The sequence below is a fragment of the Porphyrobacter sp. CACIAM 03H1 genome (assembly GCF_002215495.1).
Lineage (GTDB): Bacteria > Pseudomonadota > Alphaproteobacteria > Sphingomonadales > Sphingomonadaceae > Erythrobacter.
Window position 1 is genome coordinate 414,848 of record NZ_CP021378.1, and the last position, 24,532, is coordinate 439,379.

The following is a 24,532-nucleotide window of genomic DNA, read 5'->3' on the forward strand; positions in this document are numbered from 1 at the left end:
TGTCAGTCGGAGGAGGTTTTCGATCCCGAGGAACCCGAGGCGGCCTTCATCCCGCTTTCGACGAAGCTCTGGAACAGCTTCAGCCCCACCTGCCCCATTGGTGCCAGCGCGCTGGCATATTGCTGGAGCTGGTCGGGGTTGGAGACGCCCTGCATCGCCTTGGCGAGGTTCTCGACATAGACGTTGTTGGCCGGGCTCACATCGGGCAGGCCCATGAAGCTGCGCGCCTCTTCCGGGGTGCAGTCGATTTCGATGGTGATCTTCATAGGGCATCGCCCTCCTCTCGTCGTGCGTCCTTCATTTGGGCTTGGCACGCGCGCAAGGCAAGAGATAGACCTTCTGGACACCCTGCAGGAGAGAGACCCCATGAGCCTCAACGAAACCATCCCGACCCTCGAAGGGGACGCCAGCTTCGGCGCCTATGTCGCGCGGCCAGAAGGCACGCCGCGGGGCGCGATCATCGTCATCCAGGAGATCTTCGGGGTGAACCCCGGCATCCGCCAGAAGTGCGACAAGCTTGCCGCCGAAGGCTACCTCGCTGTGGCGCCCGACCTGTTCTGGCGTCTCGAGCCGGTGATTGAGCTCGATCCGGACGTCGAACCCGAATTCCAGCGCGCGCTTGGCCTGTTCGGGGAGTTCGACCAGGACGCGGGCATCCGCGACATCGAGGCGACCATCCACCACATCCGCCGCACGCTCGGCGTCGCGAAGGTCGGCTGCGTCGGATACTGCCTCGGCGGGCGGCTCGCTTACATGACCGCGGCACGCACCGACATCGATGCGAGCGTGGGCTATTACGGCGTCGGGATCGACGGACTGCTGCACGAGAAGCACGCCATCGCCCACCCGCTGATGCTCCACATCCCCACGGCCGACGGCTTTGTTCCACGTGAAACACAAGAGGCGATGCACGCGGGCCTCGACGATCACCCCAAGGTGACCCTGCACGATTACGAGGGCCTCGACCACGGCTTCGCCACCGAACACGGCAAGCGCCGCAACGAAGAGGCCGCGAACCTCGCCGACAGCCGCACCGCCGCCTTCTTCGCGGAACACCTCGGGTGAGCGGCGGGGCAGCGCACCAGGGCCTCGCCCGCTGGCACGCCTATATGGAGGGCGGGAGCGATCCCGCCGTCCTCGCCGATCTGCTTGCCGATGATGCGGTGTTCCATTCCCCCGTTGTCCACACGCCGCAGGCCGGGAAACCGGTGGTGATGGCCTATCTTGTCGCCGCCAGTCACGTGCTGGGGAACGACGCCTTCCGCTATGTCCGCGAGCTCGTCGACGGGGACGAGATGATGCTCGAATTCGTCACCGAGCTCGACGGGATCAGCATCAACGGGGTCGACATCATCCGCTTCAACGAAAATGGAACGATCAGCGATTTCAAGGTGATGGTCAGGCCCCTGAAGGCCATCAACAAGGTCTGGGAGATGATGGGCGCACAGCTCGCGGCCGCGAAGGGATGACTTGCGCGGCGCTGGCGGCGAAGGCCTCGACGAAGAAGTCGCGCACCACCTCCTCCACCTCTGCCGACACCGCGCCCTCGCCCCGCGCTTCGAAGAAGGCCCTGGCATCCCCGATTTTCCGATCGTCGAAATATCGCATCGGCCAGCCGGGAAAGGTCGGCTCGGCGATCGAGCGTTCCTCGATCACCGCGACATTGCTGTGGCGCACGTCCCGACGGATGCTTTCGAACACCGCAAGCAGCTTCCATGTCGGCCCTTCGAGCACCTGAAGCAGCCTCCGGTCCGCACGCAGCAGTACGCCGGTGAGACCGCGCGCCTGATTGGCACTCCGGGCGTGATGCAGCAGGTGGAACATCGCAGCTCGATCGAGGTCGGGCGCCGCGATGCTGGTGTAGATGATGCGCCGCATGACGCGATCTCCCGTGATGTTCGGGATCGGCGTCTATCTCATAGCGACTGCCAGCGGATTGTCGCGACCTACGGGATTACCCCTAAGGGGCTAGTTCAGTACCGCGAAATTGACGATCATCTTGCGCACCTCGGGGTCGAGCCCTTCGGGCAAATCGCGCTCGAGCATGTCGCGCCGGGCATCGATGCTCTCGGCGATCATCACCCGCTTCATCGCCCAGTCCGGGCAGGCGCGCTCCCCGATCCCGCGCCGGTCGAGCACCGAGACGCCGCTGTGCCGCGGATCGGCGGTGATCGTCTCCATCAGCGCCGCAACCTCGCTGTCCTCGCCCTCGAGCAGCTGGAGGAAGTTGCGCCCGTTGAACAGCAGCAGCCCGGTGATGCCCCGCGCCGGGTTGTTGCGCGCGCTCGCGGCGAGGATCGCGTCGACTTCCTCGCGCGGCAGGGTCGGCGCGGTGCTGATATAGAGATACTGGCTGAGCACGAACGTCTTTCCCCGTCCCTGAAGATCCGTCCGCCGGGCCGACCCCTTGGCCCGGGCAGCGGACAAGCTATTGATTCATCGTAGCGAAGAAGTCCTCGTTGGTCTTGGAATCCTTCATCTTGTCGAGCAGGAATTCCATCGCATCTACGGTGCCCATCTGCATCAGGATGCGGCGCAGGACCCACATCTTGGAGAGGTTGTCCTTCTGGACCAGCAGCTCCTCCTTACGGGTGCCGGACTTGCCGACATCGAGCGCCGGGAAGATGCGCTTGTCGGAAACCTTGCGGTCGAGCACGATTTCCGAGTTGCCGGTGCCCTTGAACTCTTCGAAGATGACTTCGTCCATGCGGCTGCCGGTGTCGATCAGCGCGGTGGCGATGATCGAGAGGCTGCCACCTTCCTCGATGTTGCGCGCCGCGCCGAAGAACCGCTTGGGCCGCTGGAGGGCGTTGGCGTCGACACCGCCGGTCAGCACCTTGCCCGAGGACGGCACCACCGTGTTGTAGGCGCGGCCGAGGCGGGTGATCGAGTCGAGCAGGATGACGACGTCGTGCTTGTGCTCGACGAGGCGCTTGGCCTTCTCGATCACCATCTCGGCGACCTGCACGTGGCGGTTGGCGGGCTCGTCGAAGGTCGAGGAGATGACCTCGCCCTTCACGCTGCGCTGCATGTCGGTGACTTCCTCGGGACGTTCATCGACCAGCAGGACGATCAGGAACACCTCGGGGTGATTGTCGGTGATCGCCTTGGCGATGTTCTGGAGGAGCACCGTCTTACCCGTGCGGGGCGGCGCGACGATCAGCGCGCGCTGGCCCTTGCCCTGCGGCGCGATGATGTCGATCACCCGCGCGCTCTTGTCCTTCACGGTCGGGTCGAGCGTGTCGAGATTGAGCTTCTGGTCCGGATAGAGCGGGGTCAGGTTGTCGAAATTCGTGCGCAGGCGGACCGCATCGGGATCGTCGAAGTTGACCTTGGCGAGGCTGGTGAGCGCGAAGTAACGCTCGCCATCGCGCGGCGCGCGGATTTCGCCTTCCACCGTGTCTCCGGTGCGCAGGCCCCAGCGGCGGACCTGGTTGGGCGAGACGTAGATGTCGTCCGGCCCGGCGAGGTAGTTCGCCTCGGGCGAGCGCAGGAAGCCGAAGCCGTCCTGCAGCACCTCGATGGTGCCGATGCCCATGATCTTCTCTTCGTATTCCTCGTCTTCGGCGAGCTCGCGCAGGATCGAGAAGAGCAGATCCTGCCGGCGCATGGTCGAGGCGCCCTCGACTCCGAGTTCTTCCGCCATCGCGACCAGTTCGGCCGGGGTCTTTCGCTTGAGGTCCTTCAAATGCATTTTGTCTGTATTCCGAAAGTCTTGGGGTGGCCGGCTGGTCAGTACCGCCGGTGGAAGGCGGCGCCCCGGACTGGAAAGGGGCTGGGCTTGGAGAAAGCAGACCTTGGCGGAGCGGATTGACGCTCCGGTTACCGGATAGGTGATCGGGAAATAGGAGCGCGCGCCCCCGAGGTCAATCGGCGATTGCGCCGCGGTGGCGGGCTCAGAAGGGCTTGAGGTAGACCAGCACCACGATCAGCACCAGCAGCAGGCCGGGCACCTCGCCGATCATGCGGAGCTGCTTTTCCGACAGCGGCCGCTCGCCCCGCGCCATCTTCTTCGTCTGCGCCACGAGCCAGCCGTGATAGCCGGTCATCGCCAGCACCAGCGTCAGCTTGGCGTCGAGCCAGCCTTCGCTGAACCAGCCGCCCGACCAGGCCATGCTCAGCCCCAGCACCCAGACGATGATGAGGCTCGGCGTCAGGATGATGCTGCGCAGCTTGCCCATCCGCGTCGCCCACTTCGCCTCGCCCGGGGAGCCCGGCGCGTGGTCGAGCATGTAGATGCATTGGCGCGGCAGCATGAACAGGCCCGCCAGCCAGAACACCATGAAGAGCACGTGCCCCGACTTGAGGAACAGGTAAATCGAGGAGAGTAGTTCCTGCATCGCGTCAGCCCCTCAGAGCGGCGAGAAGATCCTCGACATGCTGGATCGGCGTGAACTGCCCGATCCCGTGGCCGAGATTGAAGACATGGGGGCGATCCTCGAAGGCGGCGATGATCGTGCGCACCCGTTCGGGCAGCGCCGGGCCGCCGGCCTCGACCAGCAGCGGATCGAGATTGCCCTGCACCGGCATCCCGGCAGGAAGGCTGGCATGTGCCCAGGCGGGATCGAGCGTCTCGTCGAGGCCCACGGCGTCCACCCCGGTCTCGCGCGCATAGGCGGGCAGCTTCGCACCCGCGCCTTTGGGAAAGCCGATCACAGGCGTATCCGGATGGCTTTCCTTGAGCTTCGCCGTGATCGCCGCGTTGGGCGCGATCACCCACTTCTCGAACTGGTCGGGGGCGAGGCTTCCGGCCCAGCTGTCGAACAACTGCACCGCTTCCGCGCCTGCATCGATCTGGCCGCGCAGATAGGTCACCGACACGTCCACGATCGCATCGATGATCGCCTGGAGATGCGCCGGATCGCGATAGGCGAGGAGGCGCGCCGGGCCTTGGTCCTTGGACCCTTCCCCCGCGATCATGTAGGTCGCGACCGTCCAGGGGCTCCCCGCAAAGCCGAGCATGGTGACGGCGGGCCCGATCTGCTTGCGGGTCAGGCGCACGGTCTCGTAGACCGGCTCGAACCGTTCGAAGGCGGGAGTGAAGGAATCCAGCCCGACCTCGAGCAGCGTCGGCGAGAGGTGCGGACCTTCACCGGCGGCGAAGGTCAGCCCCTGCCCCATCGCGTGCGGCACGATCAGGATGTCGGAGAACAGTATCGCCCCGTCGAACCCGAAGCGCCGGATCGGCTGCACCGTGATCTCGGCCGCGGCTTCGCTGTCGTAGACCAGCTCGAGGAACCCGCCCTTCTCCGCCCGCAGCTCGCGATATTCGGGAAGATAGCGCCCCGCCTGACGCATGAGCCACACGGGGGCGACAGGCTGGCGGACACCTTTGAGCGTATCGAGAAGCGGACCGGGCATAGGGTTCCTTAGAGCAAATCAATTCAATTTATAAAAGGAATGATGGAGTCTGTTGGCCCTGTGGAAAGCGGGAATTACCGGCCTCTGCCCGGTTATGCCCGAAATGCCCCAATGGATTCAGCCCCCATCGAATCCGCACGGATTGGACGTCAAGCGAGCTTTATCCCCACTCTTCCCAGCCTGTCGACAAATCTTGTCCCGTGTGCGCAAATCGCCGCGCGAAAAGGCCGGGAGCGGGCAGGAAAATCCCTCCCCCGCTTGTCCGCCAGCCCCTCCCGTGGTTTATGCGTCGATCTGTCCACAGGCGCCGGCAGCGGCGCAAGCCAGCGGCGAATCATGAACCGATTGAACCTGCATCTTGTATCGGATTCGACCGGCGAGACGCTGGAGATGATCGCCAAGGCGGCGCTTGCGCAGTTCGACAATCCCACGGTGAACCGCCATTTCTGGCCGATGGTGCGCTCGCTCCAGCACCTCGACCGGATCGTGCCCGATCTCGCCGCGCATCCGGGGCTGGTGCTCTACACGCTGGTCAACCCCGAAACGAGAAAGCGGCTCGAGGAGCATTGCCGCCATCTCGGTCTGCCCGCCGTGCCGGTGCTCGACCAGGTGACGGCCGCGCTCGAGGCGCAATTGGGGCAGGAGGCGCATGGCCGGCCCGGGCGCCAGCACATGATGGACGAGACCTATTTCAGGCGGGTCGATGCTATCCAGTACACCATCGCCCATGACGACGGTCTCGCCCACGAGGAGTGGGAGCAGGCCGATATCGTGCTGGTCGGGGTGTCGCGCTCGTCCAAGACGCCGACCTCGATCTATCTCGCGAACCGCGGTTACAAGGTGGCGAACATCCCGCTGGTGGTCGAGAGCCCTCCGCCCAAGGCCTTGTTCGGCCTCAGGCATCCTCTGGTGGTGGGGCTGACGACTTCGCCCGAACGGCTTATCCAGATCCGGCGCAACCGGTTGTTATCGCTGAATGAAGCAACCGAGACCGCCTATGTCGACAATGACAAGGTCAAGGCCGAGCTGCATTTCGCGCGGCGGATGTTCGGGGACAATGGTTGGCCGGTGATCGACGTCACCCGCCGCTCAATCGAGGAGACCGCGGCGGCGATCATCCGGCTGGCGCAGGAACGCGACCGGCGGCCGGCAGGCGAGGGTGGCGAGGGCAAGCCGATATGACCAAGCCGCTGATTCTCGCGAGCAAATCCGCCTCGCGCCGGGCAATGCTCGATGCCGCCGGGGTGGGCTACGAGAGCGTGCCGGCCGATATCGACGAGCGGGCGGTGGAGGCTGGCCTGGCGGGTGCCTCGCCTGCCGAAGTGGCCGAGGCGCTCAGCGTGGCCAAGGCCGCAGCAGTGGCGGAGCTGCACCCGCAAGCCCTTGTTATCGGGTCGGATTCCCTTGTGGTCTGCGCCGGTCGGCGGTTCGACAAGCCGCTCAGCCGTGAGGAGGCGGGGGAGCACCTGCGGTTCTTCTCCGGCAAGGTGATGGAGCTCCACTCCGCCGCCGCGTTGGTCCAGGGCGAAGGGTGCCTGTGGAGCCATGCCAGCCTCGCGCGCCTTCATGTCCGCACGCTGTCCGAGGAATTCATCGAACATTATCTGGGACTTGAATGGCCAGCCATCGGCCACACCGTAGGAGCCTTCCGGATCGAGGGGCCGGGGGTGCAGCTGTTCGAGAGCATTGACGGCGACCAGTTCACCGTGCCGGGGATGCCGCTGCTGCCCCTGCTCGGCGCCCTGCGCGAGGAGGGGGTGTTACTCGCGTGACCAAGCCCTATGCCGAGGTGATCGGCGATCCCATCACCCAGTCCAAGTCCCCGAAAATCCACAATTTCTGGCTCGCAAAACTAGGGATCGACGCCGCATACCGTGCCTGCCACGTCACCCCCGACCAGCTCCCCGCTTACCTCGGTGCCCGGCGGGAAGACCTCGACTGGCGCGGGTGCAATGTCACCATGCCGCACAAGCAGGCGATCATGCCGCTCCTCGACCGCATCGACCCCCCTGCGGACTCCATCGTGGCGGTGAACACCGTGGTACGACATGGCAACGACATCGCGATGACCGGCACCAATACCGACGCGGCGGGCTTTCTCGAGCCGCTGGCGGGCGACCTGGCGCAAACCCACTATTTCCGCATGGCCCGCATCATCGGCACCGGCGGCGCGGCCCGCGCGATCATCGCCGCGCTGGCGGGGCACGGCTTCACGCTGGTGGTCGCCGGGCGCGATCCGGCCAAGGCCCGCGCCCTGCTCGACGAACTGGCACCCGGGGGCGAGCACCACACGCCCCCCCTCGCCCATTTTGCCGACCCGACCGACTTTGCCTTCGACGACCGCGAGGGCTGCCTCGATCTCGTCGTCAACGCCTCGAGCCTTGGCATGGCCGGACAGCCGCCCCTGCCCTTCGACTGGAGCCATGCCCCGCCGGGGAGCATAGCCTACGACATCGTCACGGCCCCGCTCGACACGCCGTTCCTGCACGGCGCCCGTGCGCGGGGCCACCGCACCATCGACGGCCTCTCCATGCTGATCGGGCAGGCGGCGGTCGCTTTCGAGAGGTTCTTCGGCCAGCCCGCCCCGCGGGAGTATGATGCCGAACTGCGCGAGTTGCTCACCACATGACCCGCCCCAAGATCATCGGCCTCACCGGAAGCATCGGCATGGGCAAGTCGACCGTCGCCGCCATGTTCGCCGAGGCCGGCATCCCGGTGTTCGATGCCGATGCCGAGGTGCACGCGATGCAGGGGCCGGGCGGCGAGCTCGTCCCTGCGATCGAGGCGGCCTTCCCCGGATCGACCGGACCCGAGGGCGTCGACCGCGACCGGCTGGGGCATCAGGTCTTTGCCGACAAGGCCGCGCTCCAGCGGCTCGAAGCGATCGTCCACCCGGCCGTTGCCGCGAAGCGCGCCGCCTTCCTCGAACAGCACGCCGACAAGCGCGCGGTGGTGTTCGACATCCCGCTGCTGTTCGAGCGCGGCGGTCACGAGTCGGTCGACCTGGTCGTGGTCGTCTCCGCCCCCGAGGCGGTCCAGCGCGCCCGGGTGCTCGCCCGCCCGGGCATGACCGAGCAGAAATTCGAGCATATCTTCGGCCTCCAACTCCACGATTCCGAGAAGCGCGAAAGGGCCGATCACGTCATCGACACCGGCACCAGCCTCGCGGAAACCCGCGCCCAGGTCGCCGCGCTGATTGCGACACTTTGATTGCAGCGAGCGCTTGCAAGTCGCCCGGGATGGGAGGATAGTCCTGCAAATGCGTGAGGTCATCTTCGACACCGAAACCACCGGGCTCGACCCCAAGACCGGGGACCGCATGGTGGAAATCGGCTGCATCGAGATGATCGACCGGGTCGAGACCGGCCGCACCTTCCACGCCTATTTCAACCCCGATCGCGATATGCCGGTGGAGGCCGAGCGGGTCCACGGCCTCAGCGCCGCCTTCCTCGCCACCAAGCCGCGCTTCGCAGAACTGGCGGACGAACTGCTCGAATTCCTCGGCGATGCCCCGCTGGTGGCGCACAATGCCGGGTTCGACTTCGGCTTCCTCAACAACGAACTGGAACTGGCGGGCCGCGCGGCGATCAGCATGGAGCGGATGGTCGACACCGTTGCCATTGCGCGCAGGAAGCACCCCGGCGCCAAGCTCAGCCTCGATGCGCTGTGCACCCGCTACGGGATCGACCGCTCGCATCGGGTCAAGCACGGCGCGCTGCTCGATGCCGAACTCCTCGCGCAGGTCTATGTCGAGCTGACCGGCGGGCGGCAGATCGGCCTCGGCCTTGCCCCCGGGGACGCCGTCCCTACCCTTGTCGCGACAAGCGTCACCAACGTGCCCTGGCACCGTCCGTCCGCGGACCGGCCCCGGCGCGAACCCCGCCCCCATGTTGCCAGCCCGGAGGAGCTGGAACGACACCGCGCATTCATTGCCGGGATCACGGATGCGATCTGGGCCAGTTGAAGCCCGCATCAACGCAACGGTCGCACCGTCACACCACCACACTGGGATCCTCATCACTGACGGGAGGAACACGCTTCATGGATATTCGGATTTCCGGCCACCAGATGGACACCGGCAGCGCGTTGCAGGAGCACGCCTCGGACCGGCTCGGCGCGATCGTCGACAAGTATTTCGACCGGGCGCTTTCCAGCCACGTGACCTTCGGCAAGGCGCCCGCCGGGGCCTTCACCTGCGACATCGTCACCCACGTGATGCAGGGCCTGATCCTCAAGGCGCAAGGCACTGCGCATGATGCCCATGTCGCGTTCGACAATGCCGTGGAGAAGATCGACAAGCAGCTCCGCCGCTACAAGCGCCGCCTCACCGACCGCCACGAACAGGCCGATCACGCCCGCGGCGAGGAAGAGGCCGCGTACACCATCCTCGCCGTCGAGGAGGACGAGGAGGAGGAAGTGGTCGCCGATGCCCCGCTGGTGATCGCCGAAACCCGCGTCGACATCCCCACCGCCAGCGTTGCCGATGCGGTGATGATGCTCGACCTCAGGAACACCGGGGCGCTGTTCTTCAAAAACGCTGGCACCGGACGGCATAATATGGTCTACAGGCGCGCCGATGGCTCGATCGGTTGGGTCGAGCCGAGATAGGGCCGCAAGGAGCCGCCTGCCGTTACGGCGAGGCCTCTCTTCGCAAAGGCCCAGGCGGCGGTAGCAGGAGGGGCTCCGCCCCGGCCCGGCGGTGCCCTTGGGGAGCACGACCGGTCCGGATATTCGCCACCGTGCCTTGGGGGGCGCGTTTTCATCCGGGATTGTTGGGACAATGGACGTCAACCTCGCTCTTTCACCTCAGGCGATCGCCTTCGCCCGGCTCGATTCCAAGCCGAAGGTGCTGGCGCGCACGGCGCAGCTGCTCGCCCACGCCTACGGGCTGGACGAGAGCGAGGTGCTCGAGAACCTCGAGGCGCGCGAGGCGCTGGGGAGCACGGGCTTCGGGCGCGGGGTGGCGATTCCGCACTGCCGCTCGAAGGATGTCCGCCGTCCCTCGATGGCGCTGATCCGGCTCGAGACGCCGATCGATTTCGCCGCCGCCGATGCCCGGCCCGTTACGCTGGTGTGCGGGCTGGTCTCGCCCGAGAACGCCGGGGCGACGCATCTCCACGCGCTTGCCGCGATCTCGCGCCTGACGCGCGACGAGACGATGCTCCAGATGCTCGCCGACGCGCCCGATACCGAGGCGGCCTATGCGCTGCTGACCAACCAGTTCCTGCGCGACGCGGCCTGATCCTACCGACGCGTGACGATGGCCCCCGGTGACGGACTTCCTCCGGCAAGCGGTGCCGAGCAGCATTACCGGGCTCTGGAGCGGCTCTATGCCTCGGCGCCGGTCAACGCCAAGTTCGCGAGCCGGCTGCATATCCCGTGCGAGGGCCGCTCGCAGCTGACCTTCACCGTCACCCCCGAGGATTACCACGCGGCCGGCGCGGCGCACGGGACGATCTATTTCAAGATGCTCGACGATGCGGCCTTCTATGCCGCCAACACGCTGGCGACCGACCGCTTCCTGCTGACCACCAGCTTCAACCTCCACTTCACCAAGCCGGTGCGCGCCGGCACCGTCACCGCAGAGGGCCGCTGGGTGAGCGGGCGGCGGCGGGTCTTCGTCGCCGAGGCGCGGCTGGTGGACGAGGAGGGCGAGGAGATCGGGCGCGGCACCGGCACCTTCATGCGCAGCCGCATCGCCCTGTCGAGCCTGCCGGGCTATGCGGCGGGCGGACCGTCGGGGCTCTAAAGGTGCAGGACCGCCTGCCCGCGCACCTCGAGGCGAGCGCGATTCTCCGCCTCGCCGAGGCGCAGGGCGGCTTCGCCACGGTGCTGGCCAAGGGCGAGCGGGACGCGGGGACGATCCTCCTGGTAACCCTCTATCGCGGCGCGGGCGCGGTGCTTTACGAAAGAATGCCGCAGATCGACGGGTCGCGCAAGTTTCTTGCTGCAAAGCGGGAGAACCCTGAGAATCCGCAGGAATTCTCCGAATATCTGGCCCGCCGCCGCCAGCAGGACAGCGATATGTGGCTGATTGAGGTTGATATCGCGGATGCGGAACGGTTCGTCGCAGGGCTCGACGAATTGCGTTGACGTAAACGGCAGGTGCCGCCAGAGGCCCGCTCCAATTCCTCGCGCAGGCTGGCAGGACGGCAATCCGGCCGTATCGACCAGCACGCAGACGGGGAGCGGCCGGCAGGCTTCTTCGAACCCCCCTATCCCGTAACGGTCCGGATCAGGTTCCCGCCTGCGCCTGTGCGCGCTCACCGCCCGATTTGTAGTATTGATGCGTCGCAAGACCACCACCTTCGTCGCGATCGCCGCTGTGGCTGTCGCAACCACGTTGTTCCCGGGCGGCCGCAATGCCGCCGCCCTCGCCGAGGCCGTCACCGGAGCGCCTGTCGCTCCCGCAGAGGCCCCCGAGCTGGTCCCCGAGCCGGTCGTCTTCGTCTCCGAGGAAGTGGTGCAGCCGCTGCCCTCCGAAGCGCCCGCCGAGACCCCTGTCCTCACCGAAGCCGGATCGCTTCACGAGCTGGTCGGCATGATCGACACCGACGCCCCGATGGACAGCGAGATGCGCTGCCTCGCGGGCGCGGTCTATTTCGAGGCGCGCGGCGAGCCGCTGGCGGGCCAGCTGGCGGTGGCGCAGGTCATCATCAACCGCACCGAGGACGGTCGCTTCCCGCGCTCCTATTGCGGGGTCGTCGCCCAGCCCGGACAGTTCTCCTTCATGCGCGGGAGCCGGATGCCGGCCGTGCGCGAAGGCTCGCCCGCCTGGGAGCGCGCCGTTGCGGTCGCGCAGATCGCGCATCGGGGCCTGTGGGAGTCCGGGGCGGAAGGCGCCGTGTTCTTCCACGCCCGCTACGTGAAGCCGGGCTGGAGCCGCACCAAGACCCGCCTCGCCCAGATCGACACGCATATCTTCTATCGCTGAGTGTCGGGAGGGCATCGCCCCCCTCTCATTTCCGTTCGTGCTGAGCCTGTCGGAAGCGAAGCTGACGCGAAGCGTCTACCACTGCACTTCTTCGGCACCGCCGGACAAAGTGAAGTACAGCCGTTCGACAGGCTCAGGGCGAACGGGATTGCTGTTCAAGCCGTCAGGCGCACCCAGACCGGCGTGTGGTCGCTCGCCTTCTCGCGGCCGCGATAGCTCTTGTCGACGCCGCAGGCCTCGAGCCGGTCGGCGCATTCGGGCGAGAGCAGGATGTGGTCGATCCTGAAGCCGTGATCGCGCTGCCAGGCGCCCGCCTGATAGTCCCAGTAGGTCCACACCCCCCCGCGCGGGTTGTGGGTGCGGATCGCATCGACCCACCCGTCCGCCAGCAGCCGCGCATAGGCGGCGCGGCTTTCGGGCTGCATCAGCGCGTCGCTTGCCATCGCCTTGACCGACCACACGTCGTCGTCATGCGGGATGACGTTGAAATCCCCGAGCACCACCGCCGGAATCTCCGCCGCCCAGAGTTCGGCCATCCGCTCCCGCAGCCTCGCCATCCACGCCAGCTTGTAGGTGAACTTCGGCCCGGGATGGGGGTTGCCATTGGGCAGGTAGAGGCAGGCGATGCGGATGCCCGACACATCGGCCTCGAGATAGCGAGCCTGTTCCTCGTCCCCCTCGTTGGGGCCGGGAATGCCAAGCCCGCGTTTCACCTCGGTCAGCGTGTAGCCCGCGCGGGCATCGGCAAGGATCGCCACCCCGTTGAAGGCCTTCTGTCCGTGGGTGAGGACCGCATAGCCCAGCGCCTCGATCTCGGCCGCGGGGAAGCCCTCGTCCTGCGACTTGATCTCCTGCAGGCAGGCGACCGCCGGGCGGGTTTCCTCGAGCCACTCGAGAAGGCGCGGCAGGCGCGCCTTGATGCCGTTGATGTTGTAGGTGGCGATTTTCATGGCCGCCCTGATGCCCGAAAGGCGCGCGCGGGTCTAACCTAAATCCCGAAGCTCGCCCCGCAGCCGCAGCCTGCGGCGGCCTGCGGATTCTCGACCTTGAAGGCCGCGCCGCCCAGCGATTCCACGAAATCCACCGTGCTCCCGGCGATGAGATCGAGGCTGACCGGATCGACCACCAGCCTCACTCCGTCGGTCTCCGAGACGCTGTCGTCGGCTTCCGGCGCCTCGGCGAGGTCGAACTTGTACTGGAAGCCCGAACAGCCCCCGCCCTCGACTGCAAGGCGCAGGATCGCGGGGCGCGACTGCTTCTGTGCGATCAGGGCGACCCGCCTGGCGGCGGCGGGGGTGAGGATCAGGGATTCGGCGGTCATGCCTGCAATTTAGGGCGCGCGCCGCCCCGACTCAAGGGTCACACCGCCTGGATGTAGTTCCGCAGCGCCTCGGCCTCGTGCTGCACCTCGTCCATCTTGTGCTTCACGAGATCGCCGATCGAGATGAAGGCGACCAGCGCGCCATTGTCGAGCACCGGGAAGTGGCGGAACCGGCGGCGGGTCATCATGCCCAGCGCCTCGTCGATGGTGGTCGAAGGCTCGACCGTCACCGCGGGCGAGGTCATGATCTCCTCCACCGGCACGTCGAGGCATTCCTTGCCCCGATCCGCGAGGCGGTAGATCACGTCGCGTTCGGAAACGATGCCGACCACCCGGCCATCGCGCATCACCGGCAGGGCGCCGATGCGGCGGGTGGCGAGGGTCTGCACGACCTCGGATACCGGGGTGTGGCAATCGCAGGCGATGATGTCGGATGCGGTGCGGCGGGCGATGATCTGGGCAATGTTCATGACGACTCCCTCACTCTCCACCCGTGAAGGTGACACGTTTGCGGCGGAAAGGCGAATCTGCCCGTCGCATCATGCGTTTCAGCAGGGGCGTGCGCCGCATGCAGCGTCCCTTGCGGCTTTCGCGCGTTGCATTGCGGCCACGCGCGCGCCATGTCGGGAGGCATGACCCGCAAATCCCCGCTCGAGGATCCCGTGAACGCCGCCCATGCCTGGGCGCGCTATCGCCAGATCATGAAATGGCTGCTCGCCGCGACGGTGCTGACCGTAGGTATCGCGATGGGCCTGCTGTTCGCCTTCAACGGGGCGATCTCGGTCCATTTCTACATCGCGGTGGCGCTGGGCATCAGCCTGACGATGCTGCTGGGCGGCGGCCTGATGGGGCTGGTGTTCCTCTCCAACGGCACCGGCCATGATGAATCGGTCGACAACCAGATGCCGGGCCGCGACGAGTTCTGGAGCCCGAAGGAGGACTAATCCTTCGGCATGAGCCGGTAATCCTCCACCGGCACGCCCCCGATCAGGTGTTCCTGGATGATCCGTTCGAGCACCTTCGGGCTGCACGAGTGGTACCAAATCCCGTCAGGCCACACGACCGCGACCGGCCCTGCGGCGCAGATCTGGAGACAATCGGCCTTGGTGCGCTGCACCCCGCCGCCGGCCCCGCGCTTGCTCTCCGCGCCGCGCTGCGGGCCGACCAGCCCCAGTTCCTTGAGCCGCCCCTTGAGGTAGCTCCACGCCTCCTCGCCCTCCTTCCTCGAACAGCACTTCTGCTTTTCCGAGAGGGCGCAGAGCATGATGTGGCGGGTGATCTGCGTGCCCTGCGCCGGATCGCCAAAATGCTTGGCGAGCGAATGGCGTGCGGATTCGAGTTCCTGCCGGCTCATTTGCTGCCGTCCCGCTTCAACCAGCGATCGAGCCAGGCGAACACCGTGTTGTGCCATTGCAGCGAGTTCTTCGCGCCCAGCACCCAGTGGTTCTCGTCGGGAAAAACCAGCAATTGCGAGGGGATGCCGCGCTCCTGCAGGGCGGTGAAGCTCATCAGCCCCTGCGTGTAGGGCACGCGGAAATCCTGCTGGCCGGTGACGACCAGCATCGGCGTCTTCCACTTGCCGACGTGGTTCGCCGGGTTCCACTTCTCGTAGGTCTCGCGCGCCTCTTCATACGAGCCGCCGAAATCCCAGCGCGGGAACCACAGTTCCTCGGTCGAATAATACATGGAGCGCATGTCGAAGATGCCGTCGTGCTGGACGATGCACTTGAAGCGGTCGGGCCAGTCGCCGGCGATCCAGTTGACCATGTAGCCGCCGTAGCTCGCCCCCATCGCGCAGGCGCGGCTGCCGTCGATCTGGGTGTCGAGCGCGAGCGCGGCCTCGAGGCCCTTCTGGAGATCCTCGAGCGGCCCCCCGCCCCAGTCCTTGTTGATCGCGTCGGTGAAAGCCTGCCCGTATCCGGTGCTGCCGTGGAAATCGACCGAGATCACGGCGTAGCCCTGCGAGGCGGTGACGCGGGGGTTCCAGCGGTTCGACCAGGCGTCGTTGAAGCTCCCCTGCGGCCCGCCGTGGATGTAGAGGATCGCCGGGATCGGCCCGGTCTGGTCGGCAAGGCGCGTGATTTGGCCCCACACCGTGTCCCCGTTCGCGCCGGTGAAGCTGAAGCGGCGGGTGACGATGTTGGCCATCTGGCCCATGCGGGTGGTGGCGATGTCGGTGAGCGGACGGGCCTGCCCCATGCCGTCCGAGAGGAACAGCTCCGCCGGCGCGCCGAGCGAATCGCGGGTGAACAGCGCCCCACCCTTCGGCAGCGGCACCAGATTGGCGATATGCGCCTCGTTCCCCGCCATCAGGTTGAGTTCGGTGACCTTGCCCGTGGCGATGTCGATGCGGAAGGCGGGGGTGTCGAGCACCTTCTGCGCGGTGGCGATCAGGTGCTTGCCGTCGGGCGCCCAGGCGAGGCTGCCGAAGGAGAGGTCGGTGTCCTTCGTCAGGTTGCGGGTTTCGCCGGTGTGGAAGTCCATCAGCCGGATCGAGAGCTGGTCGGCTTCGTAGGTCGGCCGATCCATCGCCAGCCAGGCGAGATAGCGCCCATCGGGCGAGATTGCCGGGGTGGTGTCGGTCGCAGTGTTGTCGGCCGTCAGATTGCGCGGGGGTGCGCCGAGCAGGTCCGAGACATAGATGTCGAGATTCGTCGATCCCGGCTCCGCGCCGTCGGCCTTGCGCGCGGTGAAGTAGAGCTGCTCGGCATCGGGCGAGAAGGCGATCTCCTCGGCGCCGCCGAAGGGCATCGTCGGGGTGTCGGCGACGAGGCCGGTGGCGGGGTCATCGCCGTCGACCGGCACGCCGTCGCCCACCACCCTGCCGTCCACGAGGCCGAAAACGAAGATGCGGTTGTGGAGCCCCGGGGTGGCCCAGCGGTCCCAGTGGCGCACGAAGCCGTCCGAACCGTCATAGAGCCGACCGCTGCCGGGGCCGGGGAGATAGCGTGCCTTGGCATTGGCGCAGCCGAAGGTCCGGCATTCGCGCGGGACTTCGCCCCACACGGCGATGGCATCGCCGGTCGAGGCGAGTTTGAACCCGGCTATGTCGGCATCGGGGAAACCGGCGACCAGTTGCGGTGCACCGGCGGCGCCGTCCTTGCCGAGCGTGACGCGCCACACCCGCCCGCGCGCGGCCGCGCCCGCGCCGACGGGGTGCTCGCTGCTGAGGAAATAGAGCGCACCGTCCGCGCCGAAGGCAAGGCCCGAGGCACGGATCGCGATCGCGAGCGGCACCGGCGCCGCGCCGGGCCTGGCGAGGTCGATCAGGTAATGGGCCGGGCTGCGCTTCAGCGTCTCCGGGTCGGTGATGGTGACGGTATAGACCGCCAGCGTCCCCGCGGCGTTGACCGCTGGCGCGCCAAGTCGCGGCAGGGTGACGAGATCCTCGGCGCTCATCGGCGCGGCTGTCACGCCGGGAATGGCGGAGAGGGCTTGCGCCGACAGCGGAGCGGCGGCGATGAGGGCGGCGGCGATCACGGCGCCGGAAGCGGGAAGAATACGCATGGCGGCGGGGTTACTCCCCCCGCCCCGCCATTGCCAGACCTTAGCGGCGCTTGCCGACGATCCGGGCGATTTCGGCCTGCACCAGCTGTTCCACCATCGCCGGCAGGTTCGCCTCCAGCCATTCGGCCAGCATCGGGCGTAGCAGCTCGCGGGTCAGGCCCTCGAGCGAGGTCTCGCCCTGGCGCACGATCTGCGGGCGGGCCGGAGGCTCGGCCAGCATGGCGAGTGCGGCAAGGTTCTCCTGCATCGCGTCGCGCACCTGGGCGGCGATCAGCGGAGTTTCCTCGGTCGCGGGGAGCGGCACGGCGGAGGGTTCCTCGGTCACCTCGAGATCGGCGAGGTCGAGCACCTCCTCGGAATCGCGCACCGTGTGGGTGCGGGCGAGCGGAGCGGGCGGGGTGTCGTGGTCCTCGGACACGAGCATCCGCCGACGCCGCGCCTCGAGCGCGCCGGCGCGGTTGTCGCGCGCGATCACCTTCTTGATCGATTCGAGGATTTCCTCGACCGAAGCTTCGCCGTCCTGCGCCATTCCCTGCCTCGTACCCTAAACCCCGGCGTTGTCCCGAATCGGGACCGGATTCACTCTCCGGGGAGCAATTGCGGGCCGATCATTGCGTCCGGCGGGGGAATGTCAACGGTCCGGGTCGATTTCGGTTCAGGTTCGGGATCGCGGTCCCAGTCCCACATCTTGCTGCTGACCCGGTCGGCATTGACCTGCGGATCGTAGAGCGGACCGCCGGTATCGAGGTTGAGATCGCGCGCTTCGGCCCGACCCATCAGCGCCAGCAGGTTGAAACCGGCGACATAGGCATTGCGCCGCGCGGTCACCAGCTGGGCGCGGGCGTTGAGCAGTTCCTGCTCGCCATTGAGCACGTCGAGCACCTGGCGGTTGCCGATCGAGTTCTCGGCGCGCAGGCCCTCGAGGCTGAGCTCGGCAGCCTCGACGGCGGCCTGCGCGCTCTTGATCACGGCATTGGCGGCCTGCCAGTTCGACCAGGTCGAACGGGTCTCGGCGATGATCTGGCGCTCGGCGGCGATCACGTCCTCGAGCGCGGCGCTCTCGCGTGCGCCGGCCTGCCGCTGGCGGGCGGCAGGAAGGCCGCCCTGGAACAGCGGGATGGTGACGCGCACGCCGGCGTTGGCGGTCTTCTCGCTCTGGGCGAAATTGGCCGAGATCGGGCCGCCCAGCGTGCCGTAGAAGTCGCTGTAATCGCCGTTGACGAAGACGCCCACGGTCGGCAGCCGCCCCGCGCCTGCGACCTTGGTGTCGAACCCGGCCGCCTCGGCGCGCTGCTTCGCGGCATCGAGATTGGGATTGTTCTCCAGCGCGCTGACGATCGCCTCGCCCACGGTCGCCGGAAGTCCGGGCAGCGGCGGCGGCGCATCGAGTTCGCCCGGAGCCTGGCCCACGAGGCGGATATAGGTCTCGCGCGCGGCGATCAGGTTCGCCTGCGCGGATTGCAGGTCGCCCTCCGCCACTGCGAGGCGCGAGCGCGACTGGGCGACATCGGTGATGGTCAGGTCGCCGATCTGGAAGCGGTCGCTGGTTGCCTCGAGATTGGTGCGCAGCACCGCCACGTTGTTGGTCGCGAGCGCCACCAGCGCCTCGGTGCGCAGCACGTCCATGTATGCGGCGACGACTTGTGCGAAGAGCGTGCTTTCGGTGTTGCGCAGGTCAGCCTGCCCCGCTTCGACCCGCTCCTTGGCGGCGGCGATGGCGTTGCGCACCGCCCCGCCCGAGTAGACCGGCACCAGCATCTGCACGTTGACGCCAAGGTTGCGCTCGGGCGCGGTGAAGGCGTTGGCCGATTGCTGGATGAACTCGATATGGGTGGCCTGCACTGCGAGCGAGGGAAGACCCTGTGCGCGGTTGATCGGCACGTTCTCGTCCGTGGCGCGCTGGTTGGCGCGCGCGGCCTCGAGCGTGGGGTTGGTGTTGTAGGCACCCACAAGTGCCTCGCGCAGGTTGTCGGCCGCGGCGGGCGCGGCCGGCGCCAGCAGCGCGAGCAGGCTCGCCGTGCCGGCCAGCCGCAACGAGGCGGTGTTGAAGCTCACGCGAAGGTCCAGCCCTTCGGCGCGTCGAAGGCGTGGAGAACGGGGATGCCGAGATCCTCGACCGGTTGGAGGTTGACCGTGCCGCCGATCTTACGCCCGCTCGCGAGGCGGGTGACCTGGCGCAGGAGCAGGCCGGTGACGATGTCGCCGCCCTCGGCGAGCTGCGCGGCGAGGCCATCGGGCAGGCGTTCGATCGCCCCGTCGATGACGATCAGCGAATAGGAGCCCGACCCGGTGCAAGCAACGGCCTCGGCGGCGTCGATCTCGGTCAGTTCGGCAACCAGCGGGCGCAGCAGGGCGGCAAGATAGCCGGTGCCGCCGCTCACCACGAGAACCCGCGAATCCGGGGACGGGGCGGCCTCGGCCAGCAGTTTGCCGTAGAACAGCGGCGCGGCGAGGTGGCCCTGGGCGCCGAGCGACACGGCGCGGTCGATATAGGCCACTGCGGCCTTGTCGGCGGGCAGGAAGTCCTCGCGCGGCACGGCGAGCATCCGGGCCAGCACGTATTCCTCGTTGACGCCGCTGGTGCGCAGCTGGCTGTCGATCATCGCGCGGCGGGCGACATGGGTGTCGGGAAGGGTCGTCGTCATGGTGGTCATGTTCTCTTGGTGATACTGTATTAGGAACGCAATACAGTCCGTCAACCCTCTCCTTAAACGCGTGGGGCACCGGTTCCAAGGCCTTTGGGGACCGCGCGCGACCGGAGCCGCCGCGATTTTACGCCTTTGACCAAACCGCGCGCCGGTGCTTAGGGGAGCGCCAAACCCTGTGGGGCTGAATTCGACTTAGAGAGGGATGGCTTCGATGAGTGACATGGCGACGAATGGCGGTGACGTGCGGATCGAGACCGATTCGCTGGGCGAGGTGGCGGTTCCGGCCGATATGCACTGGGGCGCGCAGACGCAGCGCAGCATCGTCAACTTCCCGATCGGCGGCGAGAAGATGCCCCCGGCGCTGGTCCGCGCGCTGGGCGTGCAGAAGCTTGCGGCGGCAAAGGCCAACATGAAGCTGGGCGTGCTCGATGCCGGGATCGGCGAGGCGATCGTCAAGGCCGCGCGCGAGGTGATCGACGGGACGCTCGCCGACCAGTTCCCGCTGGTGGTGTGGCAGACCGGTAGCGGCACCCAGTCGAACATGAACGCCAACGAGGTGATCGCGAGCCGCGCGAACGAGATCCTCACCGGCAAGAAGGGCGGCAAGAGCCCCGTCCACCCCAACGACCACTGCAACATGGGCCAGTCGTCGAACGACACCTTCCCGACCGCCATGCACATCGCCGCGGCGGTCGAGGCGCTCGACAACCTGCTGCCCGCCCTGAAGAAGCTCCACGGCGCGCTGGATGCCAAGGCCAAGGAATTCGCCAACATCGTCAAGATCGGCCGCACCCACCTTCAGGATGCGACCCCGATGACGCTGGGGCAGGAGTTCTCGGGCTATGCCGCGCAGGTCGCCTACGGGATCAAGCGCGTCGAGGCCGCGCTGCCCCGCGTGCTCGAACTGGCACAGGGCGGAACCGCCGTGGGTACGGGGATCAACGCCAAGGTCGGGTTCGATGTCGCCTTCGCGGCGGAAGTCGCCGCCGAGACGGGCCATGCCTTCGTGACCGCACCCAACAAGTTCGAGGCGCTCGCCGCGCATGATGCGATGGTGGAGATTTCGGGCGCGCTGAACGTGCTCGCCGTCAGCCTGATGAAGATCGCCAACGACATCCGCCTGCTCGGCTCCGGCCCCCGGAGCGGCCTCGGCGAGCTGTCGCTGCCCGCCAACGAGCCGGGCTCCTCGATCATGCCCGGCAAGGTCAACCCGACCCAGTGCGAGGCGATGACCATGGTCTGCGCGCAGGTGATGGGCAACCACGTGGCGGTGACGGTCGCCGGATCGCACGGGCATCTCGAGCTCAACGTGTTCAAGCCGGTGATCATCTACAACGTGCTGCAGTCGATGAAGCTGATCGGCGATGCCTCCCACGCCTTCACCGACAATTGCGTCGTGGGCATCGAGGCCAACACCACCCGCATCACCCAGCTTCTGAACGAAAGCCTGATGCTGGTGACCGCGCTGAACCCGCACATCGGGTACGACAACGCCGCCAAGATCGCCAAGAAGGCACACGCCGAGGGCACCACGCTCAAGGCCGCCGCGCTTGAACTGGGCCTGCTCACCGAGGAGCAGTTCGCGGCCTGGGTCGTGCCCTCGGACATGATCCGCCCGCGGGATTAAGCGCCGCCCGTCGAGCCTGAATATCCGTTCAGCATTCGACCAAGGCCCGTTACCGCCCGACGACGTGCGCCCCGCCCGGTAGCCATTGCTGCGGCGGGGCGTTATCGCTGTCCGGCATAATGACGACGACCCTGACAAGCGAAGACGCCCACGGCGAGCCCGCCGCCACCGTGTCGTTCCGCACCGTGCTGTTCTCGATGGTGGTGCTGTGGGCGACCTATTACGTCCTCACCACGGTGCGCAGCCTGGTTATGGATCTGGGCATGCAGTTCGAGCTCGGCTGGCGGCGCCTGCTGGTGACGGCGATCGGCGTGCTGCTGACACTGGTGCTCTGGCTGCTGCTGCGGCTGTTCGACAACCGCCCGCTGTGGCTCAAGATTTCCGCCGCGATCGCGCTCGCCGTGCCGATCGCGCTCGCCATCGGGCAGGTCAATTACCTCGTCTTCAAGGAGACCGAGTTCGCCCAGCGCCAAGCCTATGCCGAGCGTTACAACCTCAACCTCCGGCGTGACGAGAGCGGCAACCTGCTGATCGACGTGCCGGTGCGCCGCCCTGCACCCGCCCAGCCGGGTGCCGGTCAGCCGGCGCCTGCCGACGGCGAGGTGGTCGATTCGCAGAGCGTGCTGATCGAGGAGGCCGAGACCTATTCCGATTTCTGGCGCAAGCTGCTCGACATCGCGCTCGGACGCTACTTCCTGCTGCTCGCCTGGGCCTCGACCTACTTCGCCCTGCTCGCCGGGGTGCAGGCGCGCGCGGCGCAGCGGCGCGAGGAACAGTTCCGCTCCGCCGCCAAGGCCGCCGAGCTGCGCTCGCTGCGCTATCAGGTGAACCCCCATTTCCTGTTCAACACCCTGAATTCGCTTTCGGCCCTGGTGATGACGGGCAAGGCCGCGACGGCCGAGAAGATGATCCAGACGATCAGCCGTTTCTACCGCCACTCGCTCGCCACCGAGCCGACCGCCGACGTGTCCTTGCGCGACGAGTTCGACCTCCAGAAGCTTTATCTCGATATCGAGGCGGTGCGCTTTCCCACGCGGCTGGTCTGCGTCTTCGACCTGCCGGCCGATCTCGAGGAGGCGCGCGTGCCGGGCATGATCCTGCAACCGCTGGTGGAGAACTCGGTCAAATATGCCGTCTCCCCCGTCTCGCGCCCGGTGACGATCACGTTGGCGGCGCGCGAGGAATTCGATAGGCTGGTGATCACCGTCGGTGACGATGGTCCGGGCGTGCCGCAGGGCACCACCCACGGCTTCGGCATCGGCCTTGCCAATGTCCGCGACCGGCTGGAGGCGCGCTTCGGCCCCGACATCGGCTTTTCCTCGGCCCCCGTCCCGGGGGGCTATTGCACCGAGATCCGCATCCCCTTGTCGCGACCCCTGAGCCAGCAGACGAGCCGCCATGACTGACACCCACACCGAAACTTCCGAACTGCGCACCCTGATCGTCGACGACGAGCCGCTGGCCGTAGAGCGCGTGCAGGTGATCTGTGCCGAGATCCCCGCCGTGCGCGTGGTCGGCACCGCCAGCGACGGCGCCGCCGCGCTGCGGCTGGCCGAGAAGCTCCAGCCCGATCTGGTGCTGCTCGACATGACCATGCCCGAACTCGACGGCCTCGGCGTCGCGCGCCACTTCGCCGAACAGCCGCAGTCCCCGGTGGTGATCTTCGTCACCGCGCATGACCATTTCGCGGTCGAGGCCTTCGATCTGGAAGCCGTCGATTACGTGCTGAAGCCGGTCTCGGCCGACCGGCTCGAGCGCGCGATCGAGCGGGCCGTTGCCCGCCGTGGCCAGCGTCGCAACAAGGCAAGCCGCTATCTCGACGAATTGTGGGTCCCGCATCGCTCGGAGCTGCTGCGCATCGCGGTGAGCGAAGTCCACCAGATCGACGCCGAGCGCGACTATGTGCGCCTTCATGTCGGAGGGCCGGAAGCGGGGCGCTCCTACCTGCTGCTCCAGACCATCGCGGGGCTGGAAGAACGGCTCGATCCCGAACAGTTCATCCGCATCCACCGCTCGACGATCCTGCGCCGCGACCACATCCGCGGCCTGCGCCACGACGGCCTCGGCGTGTGGTCGGCGGAGCTGGTGAACGGCGAGGCTCTGCGCATCGGCCGCACCTACCTTGCCCGCGTCAAGGCGATGGCGGGCCGTTGATCCGCGCTCGCGCGCGGCGAAGTCCCGGTTCTCTGGCGGTCTGTGCCACCCGGGTTGACCGCACGAAAAAACGGCCCGAACCCCAGGGACTGGAAGGGTTCGGGCCGTAACGCCTGCGCCGCGAGGTTGGCGCAGGGAAGAAGCGCGCGGTTCAGCCGCCGCGTTGCTCGTTCGAGATCAGGGTGGCGACCTGCCGCGCGGCGTCGGAGCGCGCCTTGGCGAGGCACGCCTTCGCATCCTGAGTCATGACGCGCGAGCCAGTGGCAAGGCTGGTTGTCCGGCACACCGTGCGCACCGCCTTGGCGACGCGGTTGTCGAGCGTGCGCTGGCCTGCGGCGGTGCCGAGGTCGAGGTCCGCGGTCGGGACCGCAATCGTCATGCGCTGGACCTCGCCGGCAAAGGCGGGGCTGACGGCGGTGCCTGCCAGGCCGAGCGCGGCCAGCCCGAGGGTGACATTCTTCGCAAGGGTTTTCATCACGTTATCCTCCATCTCGCAGGGTCTTGGGATCGGCGGGGGTCCGATCCGGGGGGGAGCCAAGCGCCCTGCTGAAACCCCTGATACGCCCCTGCCCCAGCCCCCGCATCCGGCCTTCGATCAACCCGCGGCTGCGCTTCGACCGGTGGGGGGGCGTCAGGACCAATGGCGCGAAAGGGGCGACAAATGGCGGTTTCCAATCGACCGGCGCAGCGCCATACTGCGCCCATGGGGCTCGCCACCGCGATCATCTTCCTGCTCGGAATCGCCAACTTCGCCATCAACCGTGCGGTGTTCGAGCGCGGGCACCCGATGTTCGCCCGCCTGCCGAGCGCAAGCCAGACGCTCGGCCGCCGCGCCGCGCTGATCAGCGAGTTTGCGGTGCTGTTCTTCGCGCTGCTGCTCTCCACCCAAGGCTGGCCGGGCTATGCCTGGGCCTACGGGGTCTACACCGCCGTCAACGGCGCCGCGGCGTGGCTTATCCTGACCGGGCGGGTATAGGGGC

32 protein-coding genes are annotated in these 24,532 nt (G+C 67.2%); 17 read left to right on the forward strand and 15 right to left on the reverse strand.

Annotation, left to right across the window (positions count from 1 at the left end; translation table 11 throughout):
* Window positions 1-2: 2 nt before the first annotated feature.
* The gene (locus CBR61_RS02010) at window positions 3-266 is read right to left on the reverse strand and encodes a DUF6489 family protein (RefSeq protein ID WP_088912865.1); all 264 of its coding nucleotides are present in this window, start codon (window positions 264-266) and stop codon (window positions 3-5) included.
* 100 nt (window positions 267-366) lie between these two features.
* On the opposite strand from CBR61_RS02010, the gene CBR61_RS02015 reads away from it, so the two are divergent.
* Together CBR61_RS02015 and CBR61_RS02020 are read left to right on the forward strand one after the other, a co-directional pair.
* The gene (locus CBR61_RS02015) at window positions 367-1,065 is read left to right on the forward strand and encodes a dienelactone hydrolase family protein (protein ID WP_088912866.1); all 699 of its coding nucleotides are present in this window, start codon (window positions 367-369) and stop codon (window positions 1,063-1,065) included.
* Window positions 1,066-1,109: 44 nt separating this feature from the next.
* Window positions 1,110-1,469, forward strand: coding sequence for a nuclear transport factor 2 family protein (locus tag CBR61_RS02020; RefSeq protein WP_088915402.1), 360 nt, complete (start codon window positions 1,110-1,112; stop codon window positions 1,467-1,469).
* On the opposite strand, the gene CBR61_RS02025 is transcribed toward CBR61_RS02020, so the two are convergent.
* From CBR61_RS02025 to hemE, 5 genes are all read right to left on the reverse strand, one after another.
* The gene (locus tag CBR61_RS02025; protein ID WP_088912867.1) at window positions 1,417-1,878 is read right to left on the reverse strand and encodes a BLUF domain-containing protein; all 462 of its coding nucleotides are present in this window, start codon (window positions 1,876-1,878) and stop codon (window positions 1,417-1,419) included. The two genes, CBR61_RS02020 and CBR61_RS02025, sit on opposite strands and share 53 nt — an antisense overlap.
* A gap of 90 nt (window positions 1,879-1,968) precedes the next feature.
* Complete coding sequence (locus CBR61_RS02030) at window positions 1,969-2,361, reverse strand: BLUF domain-containing protein (RefSeq protein WP_157696468.1); 393 nt, start codon at window positions 2,359-2,361, stop codon at window positions 1,969-1,971.
* Window positions 2,362-2,428: 67 nt separating this feature from the next.
* Window positions 2,429-3,694 (reverse strand): transcription termination factor Rho, encoded by a 1,266-nt coding sequence (gene rho / locus CBR61_RS02035; protein ID WP_088912869.1) that lies wholly within the window; start codon window positions 3,692-3,694, stop codon window positions 2,429-2,431.
* Between the two features lie 202 nt (window positions 3,695-3,896).
* Complete coding sequence (locus tag CBR61_RS02040) at window positions 3,897-4,340, reverse strand: CopD family protein (RefSeq protein WP_088912870.1); 444 nt, start codon at window positions 4,338-4,340, stop codon at window positions 3,897-3,899.
* A gap of 4 nt (window positions 4,341-4,344) precedes the next feature.
* Complete coding sequence (gene hemE, locus CBR61_RS02045) at window positions 4,345-5,361, reverse strand: uroporphyrinogen decarboxylase (RefSeq protein WP_088912871.1); 1,017 nt, start codon at window positions 5,359-5,361, stop codon at window positions 4,345-4,347.
* 336 nt (window positions 5,362-5,697) lie between these two features.
* Between hemE and CBR61_RS02050 the strand changes: the two genes are divergently transcribed.
* The 10 genes from CBR61_RS02050 (at window position 5,698) to CBR61_RS02095 (ending at window position 12,295) form a co-directional block, all read left to right on the forward strand.
* On the forward strand, window positions 5,698-6,543 hold the full coding sequence (locus tag CBR61_RS02050) for a pyruvate, water dikinase regulatory protein (protein ID WP_088912872.1): 846 nt from the start codon (window positions 5,698-5,700) through the stop codon (window positions 6,541-6,543).
* Entirely contained in the window at window positions 6,540-7,133 is a 594-nt protein-coding gene (locus CBR61_RS02055; protein ID WP_088912873.1) for a Maf family nucleotide pyrophosphatase, read from the forward strand. The genes CBR61_RS02050 and CBR61_RS02055 overlap by 4 nt, the downstream gene beginning before the upstream one ends.
* Window positions 7,130-7,990 carry a shikimate dehydrogenase family protein gene (locus CBR61_RS02060; RefSeq protein WP_088912874.1) on the forward strand — a complete coding sequence of 287 codons (861 nt, stop codon included), beginning with the start codon at window positions 7,130-7,132 and terminating at the stop codon, window positions 7,988-7,990. The genes CBR61_RS02055 and CBR61_RS02060 overlap by 4 nt, the downstream gene beginning before the upstream one ends.
* The gene (coaE, locus tag CBR61_RS02065) at window positions 7,987-8,571 is read left to right on the forward strand and encodes a dephospho-CoA kinase (protein ID WP_088912875.1); all 585 of its coding nucleotides are present in this window, start codon (window positions 7,987-7,989) and stop codon (window positions 8,569-8,571) included. Before CBR61_RS02060 ends, coaE begins: the two co-directional genes overlap by 4 nt.
* A 49-nt stretch (window positions 8,572-8,620) precedes the next feature.
* Entirely contained in the window at window positions 8,621-9,325 is a 705-nt protein-coding gene (gene dnaQ / locus CBR61_RS02070) for a DNA polymerase III subunit epsilon (RefSeq protein ID WP_088912876.1), read from the forward strand.
* 77 nt (window positions 9,326-9,402) lie between these two features.
* Complete coding sequence (gene hpf / locus CBR61_RS02075; protein ID WP_088912877.1) at window positions 9,403-9,969, forward strand: ribosome hibernation-promoting factor, HPF/YfiA family; 567 nt, start codon at window positions 9,403-9,405, stop codon at window positions 9,967-9,969.
* Window positions 9,970-10,141: 172 nt separating this feature from the next.
* Window positions 10,142-10,603: a PTS sugar transporter subunit IIA gene (locus tag CBR61_RS02080; protein ID WP_088912878.1), complete on the forward strand. Its 462-nt coding sequence runs from the start codon at window positions 10,142-10,144 to the stop codon at window positions 10,601-10,603.
* 18 nt (window positions 10,604-10,621) lie between these two features.
* Complete coding sequence (locus tag CBR61_RS02085) at window positions 10,622-11,110, forward strand: PaaI family thioesterase (protein WP_088912879.1); 489 nt, start codon at window positions 10,622-10,624, stop codon at window positions 11,108-11,110.
* Window positions 11,111-11,112: 2 nt separating this feature from the next.
* Window positions 11,113-11,454, forward strand: a complete 342-nt coding sequence (locus tag CBR61_RS02090) for a DUF1491 family protein (protein WP_088912880.1) — start codon at window positions 11,113-11,115, stop codon at window positions 11,452-11,454.
* Window positions 11,455-11,647: 193 nt separating this feature from the next.
* Window positions 11,648-12,295, forward strand: coding sequence for a cell wall hydrolase (locus CBR61_RS02095; RefSeq protein WP_088912881.1), 648 nt, complete (start codon window positions 11,648-11,650; stop codon window positions 12,293-12,295).
* A gap of 155 nt (window positions 12,296-12,450) precedes the next feature.
* Here CBR61_RS02095 and xth read toward each other — a convergent pair whose 3' ends face one another.
* The 3 genes from xth to CBR61_RS02110 are packed head-to-tail and all read right to left on the reverse strand — an operon-like array spanning window position 12,451 to window position 14,086.
* Window positions 12,451-13,245 (reverse strand): exodeoxyribonuclease III, encoded by a 795-nt coding sequence (gene xth / locus CBR61_RS02100; RefSeq protein ID WP_088912882.1) that lies wholly within the window; start codon window positions 13,243-13,245, stop codon window positions 12,451-12,453.
* Between the two features lie 38 nt (window positions 13,246-13,283).
* Window positions 13,284-13,616, reverse strand: a complete 333-nt coding sequence (locus CBR61_RS02105; protein WP_088912883.1) for a HesB/IscA family protein — start codon at window positions 13,614-13,616, stop codon at window positions 13,284-13,286.
* A gap of 38 nt (window positions 13,617-13,654) precedes the next feature.
* A complete protein-coding gene (locus tag CBR61_RS02110) occupies window positions 13,655-14,086 on the reverse strand; it encodes a CBS domain-containing protein (RefSeq protein ID WP_088912884.1) in 432 nt (143 codons plus the stop codon).
* A 162-nt stretch (window positions 14,087-14,248) separates the two neighbouring features.
* On the opposite strand from CBR61_RS02110, the gene CBR61_RS02115 reads away from it, so the two are divergent.
* Complete coding sequence (locus CBR61_RS02115) at window positions 14,249-14,560, forward strand: hypothetical protein (RefSeq protein ID WP_088912885.1); 312 nt, start codon at window positions 14,249-14,251, stop codon at window positions 14,558-14,560.
* Here CBR61_RS02115 and CBR61_RS02120 read toward each other — a convergent pair.
* From CBR61_RS02120 to CBR61_RS02140, 5 genes are read right to left on the reverse strand one after another with little or no spacing between them, the layout of a single operon-like run.
* Window positions 14,557-14,970 carry a (2Fe-2S) ferredoxin domain-containing protein gene (locus tag CBR61_RS02120; protein WP_088912886.1) on the reverse strand — a complete coding sequence of 138 codons (414 nt, stop codon included), beginning with the start codon at window positions 14,968-14,970 and terminating at the stop codon, window positions 14,557-14,559. The two genes, CBR61_RS02115 and CBR61_RS02120, sit on opposite strands and share 4 nt — an antisense overlap.
* On the reverse strand, window positions 14,967-17,123 hold the full coding sequence (locus tag CBR61_RS02125) for an alpha/beta hydrolase family protein (RefSeq protein ID WP_088912887.1): 2,157 nt from the start codon (window positions 17,121-17,123) through the stop codon (window positions 14,967-14,969). The genes CBR61_RS02120 and CBR61_RS02125 overlap by 4 nt, the downstream gene beginning before the upstream one ends.
* A gap of 40 nt (window positions 17,124-17,163) precedes the next feature.
* Window positions 17,164-17,652: a DUF2497 domain-containing protein gene (locus CBR61_RS02130; protein WP_088912888.1), complete on the reverse strand. Its 489-nt coding sequence runs from the start codon at window positions 17,650-17,652 to the stop codon at window positions 17,164-17,166.
* A 50-nt stretch (window positions 17,653-17,702) separates the two neighbouring features.
* On the reverse strand, window positions 17,703-19,178 hold the full coding sequence (locus CBR61_RS02135; protein ID WP_088912889.1) for a TolC family outer membrane protein: 1,476 nt from the start codon (window positions 19,176-19,178) through the stop codon (window positions 17,703-17,705).
* Window positions 19,175-19,768, reverse strand: coding sequence for a protein-L-isoaspartate O-methyltransferase (locus CBR61_RS02140; RefSeq protein WP_324616824.1), 594 nt, complete (start codon window positions 19,766-19,768; stop codon window positions 19,175-19,177). The genes CBR61_RS02135 and CBR61_RS02140 overlap by 4 nt, the downstream gene beginning before the upstream one ends.
* Window positions 19,769-19,991: 223 nt before the next feature.
* Between CBR61_RS02140 and fumC the strand changes: the two genes are divergently transcribed.
* The 3 genes from fumC (at window position 19,992) to CBR61_RS02155 (ending at window position 23,552) form a co-directional block, all read left to right on the forward strand.
* Window positions 19,992-21,398 (forward strand): class II fumarate hydratase, encoded by a 1,407-nt coding sequence (fumC, locus tag CBR61_RS02145; protein ID WP_088912890.1) that lies wholly within the window; start codon window positions 19,992-19,994, stop codon window positions 21,396-21,398.
* Window positions 21,399-21,517: 119 nt separating this feature from the next.
* Window positions 21,518-22,804, forward strand: a complete 1,287-nt coding sequence (locus tag CBR61_RS02150; protein ID WP_088912891.1) for a sensor histidine kinase — start codon at window positions 21,518-21,520, stop codon at window positions 22,802-22,804.
* Window positions 22,797-23,552 carry a LytR/AlgR family response regulator transcription factor gene (locus CBR61_RS02155; RefSeq protein ID WP_088912892.1) on the forward strand — a complete coding sequence of 252 codons (756 nt, stop codon included), beginning with the start codon at window positions 22,797-22,799 and terminating at the stop codon, window positions 23,550-23,552. The genes CBR61_RS02150 and CBR61_RS02155 overlap by 8 nt, the downstream gene beginning before the upstream one ends.
* 151 nt (window positions 23,553-23,703) lie before the next feature.
* On the opposite strand, the gene CBR61_RS02160 is transcribed toward CBR61_RS02155, so the two are convergent.
* Window positions 23,704-24,027: a UrcA family protein gene (locus CBR61_RS02160; RefSeq protein WP_157696469.1), complete on the reverse strand. Its 324-nt coding sequence runs from the start codon at window positions 24,025-24,027 to the stop codon at window positions 23,704-23,706.
* 186 nt (window positions 24,028-24,213) lie between these two features.
* Here CBR61_RS02160 and CBR61_RS02165 point away from each other — a divergent pair, with 186 nt between their 5' ends.
* Window positions 24,214-24,528, forward strand: a complete 315-nt coding sequence (locus CBR61_RS02165) for a hypothetical protein (protein WP_233996812.1) — start codon at window positions 24,214-24,216, stop codon at window positions 24,526-24,528.
* Window positions 24,529-24,532: the final 4 nt, after the last annotated feature.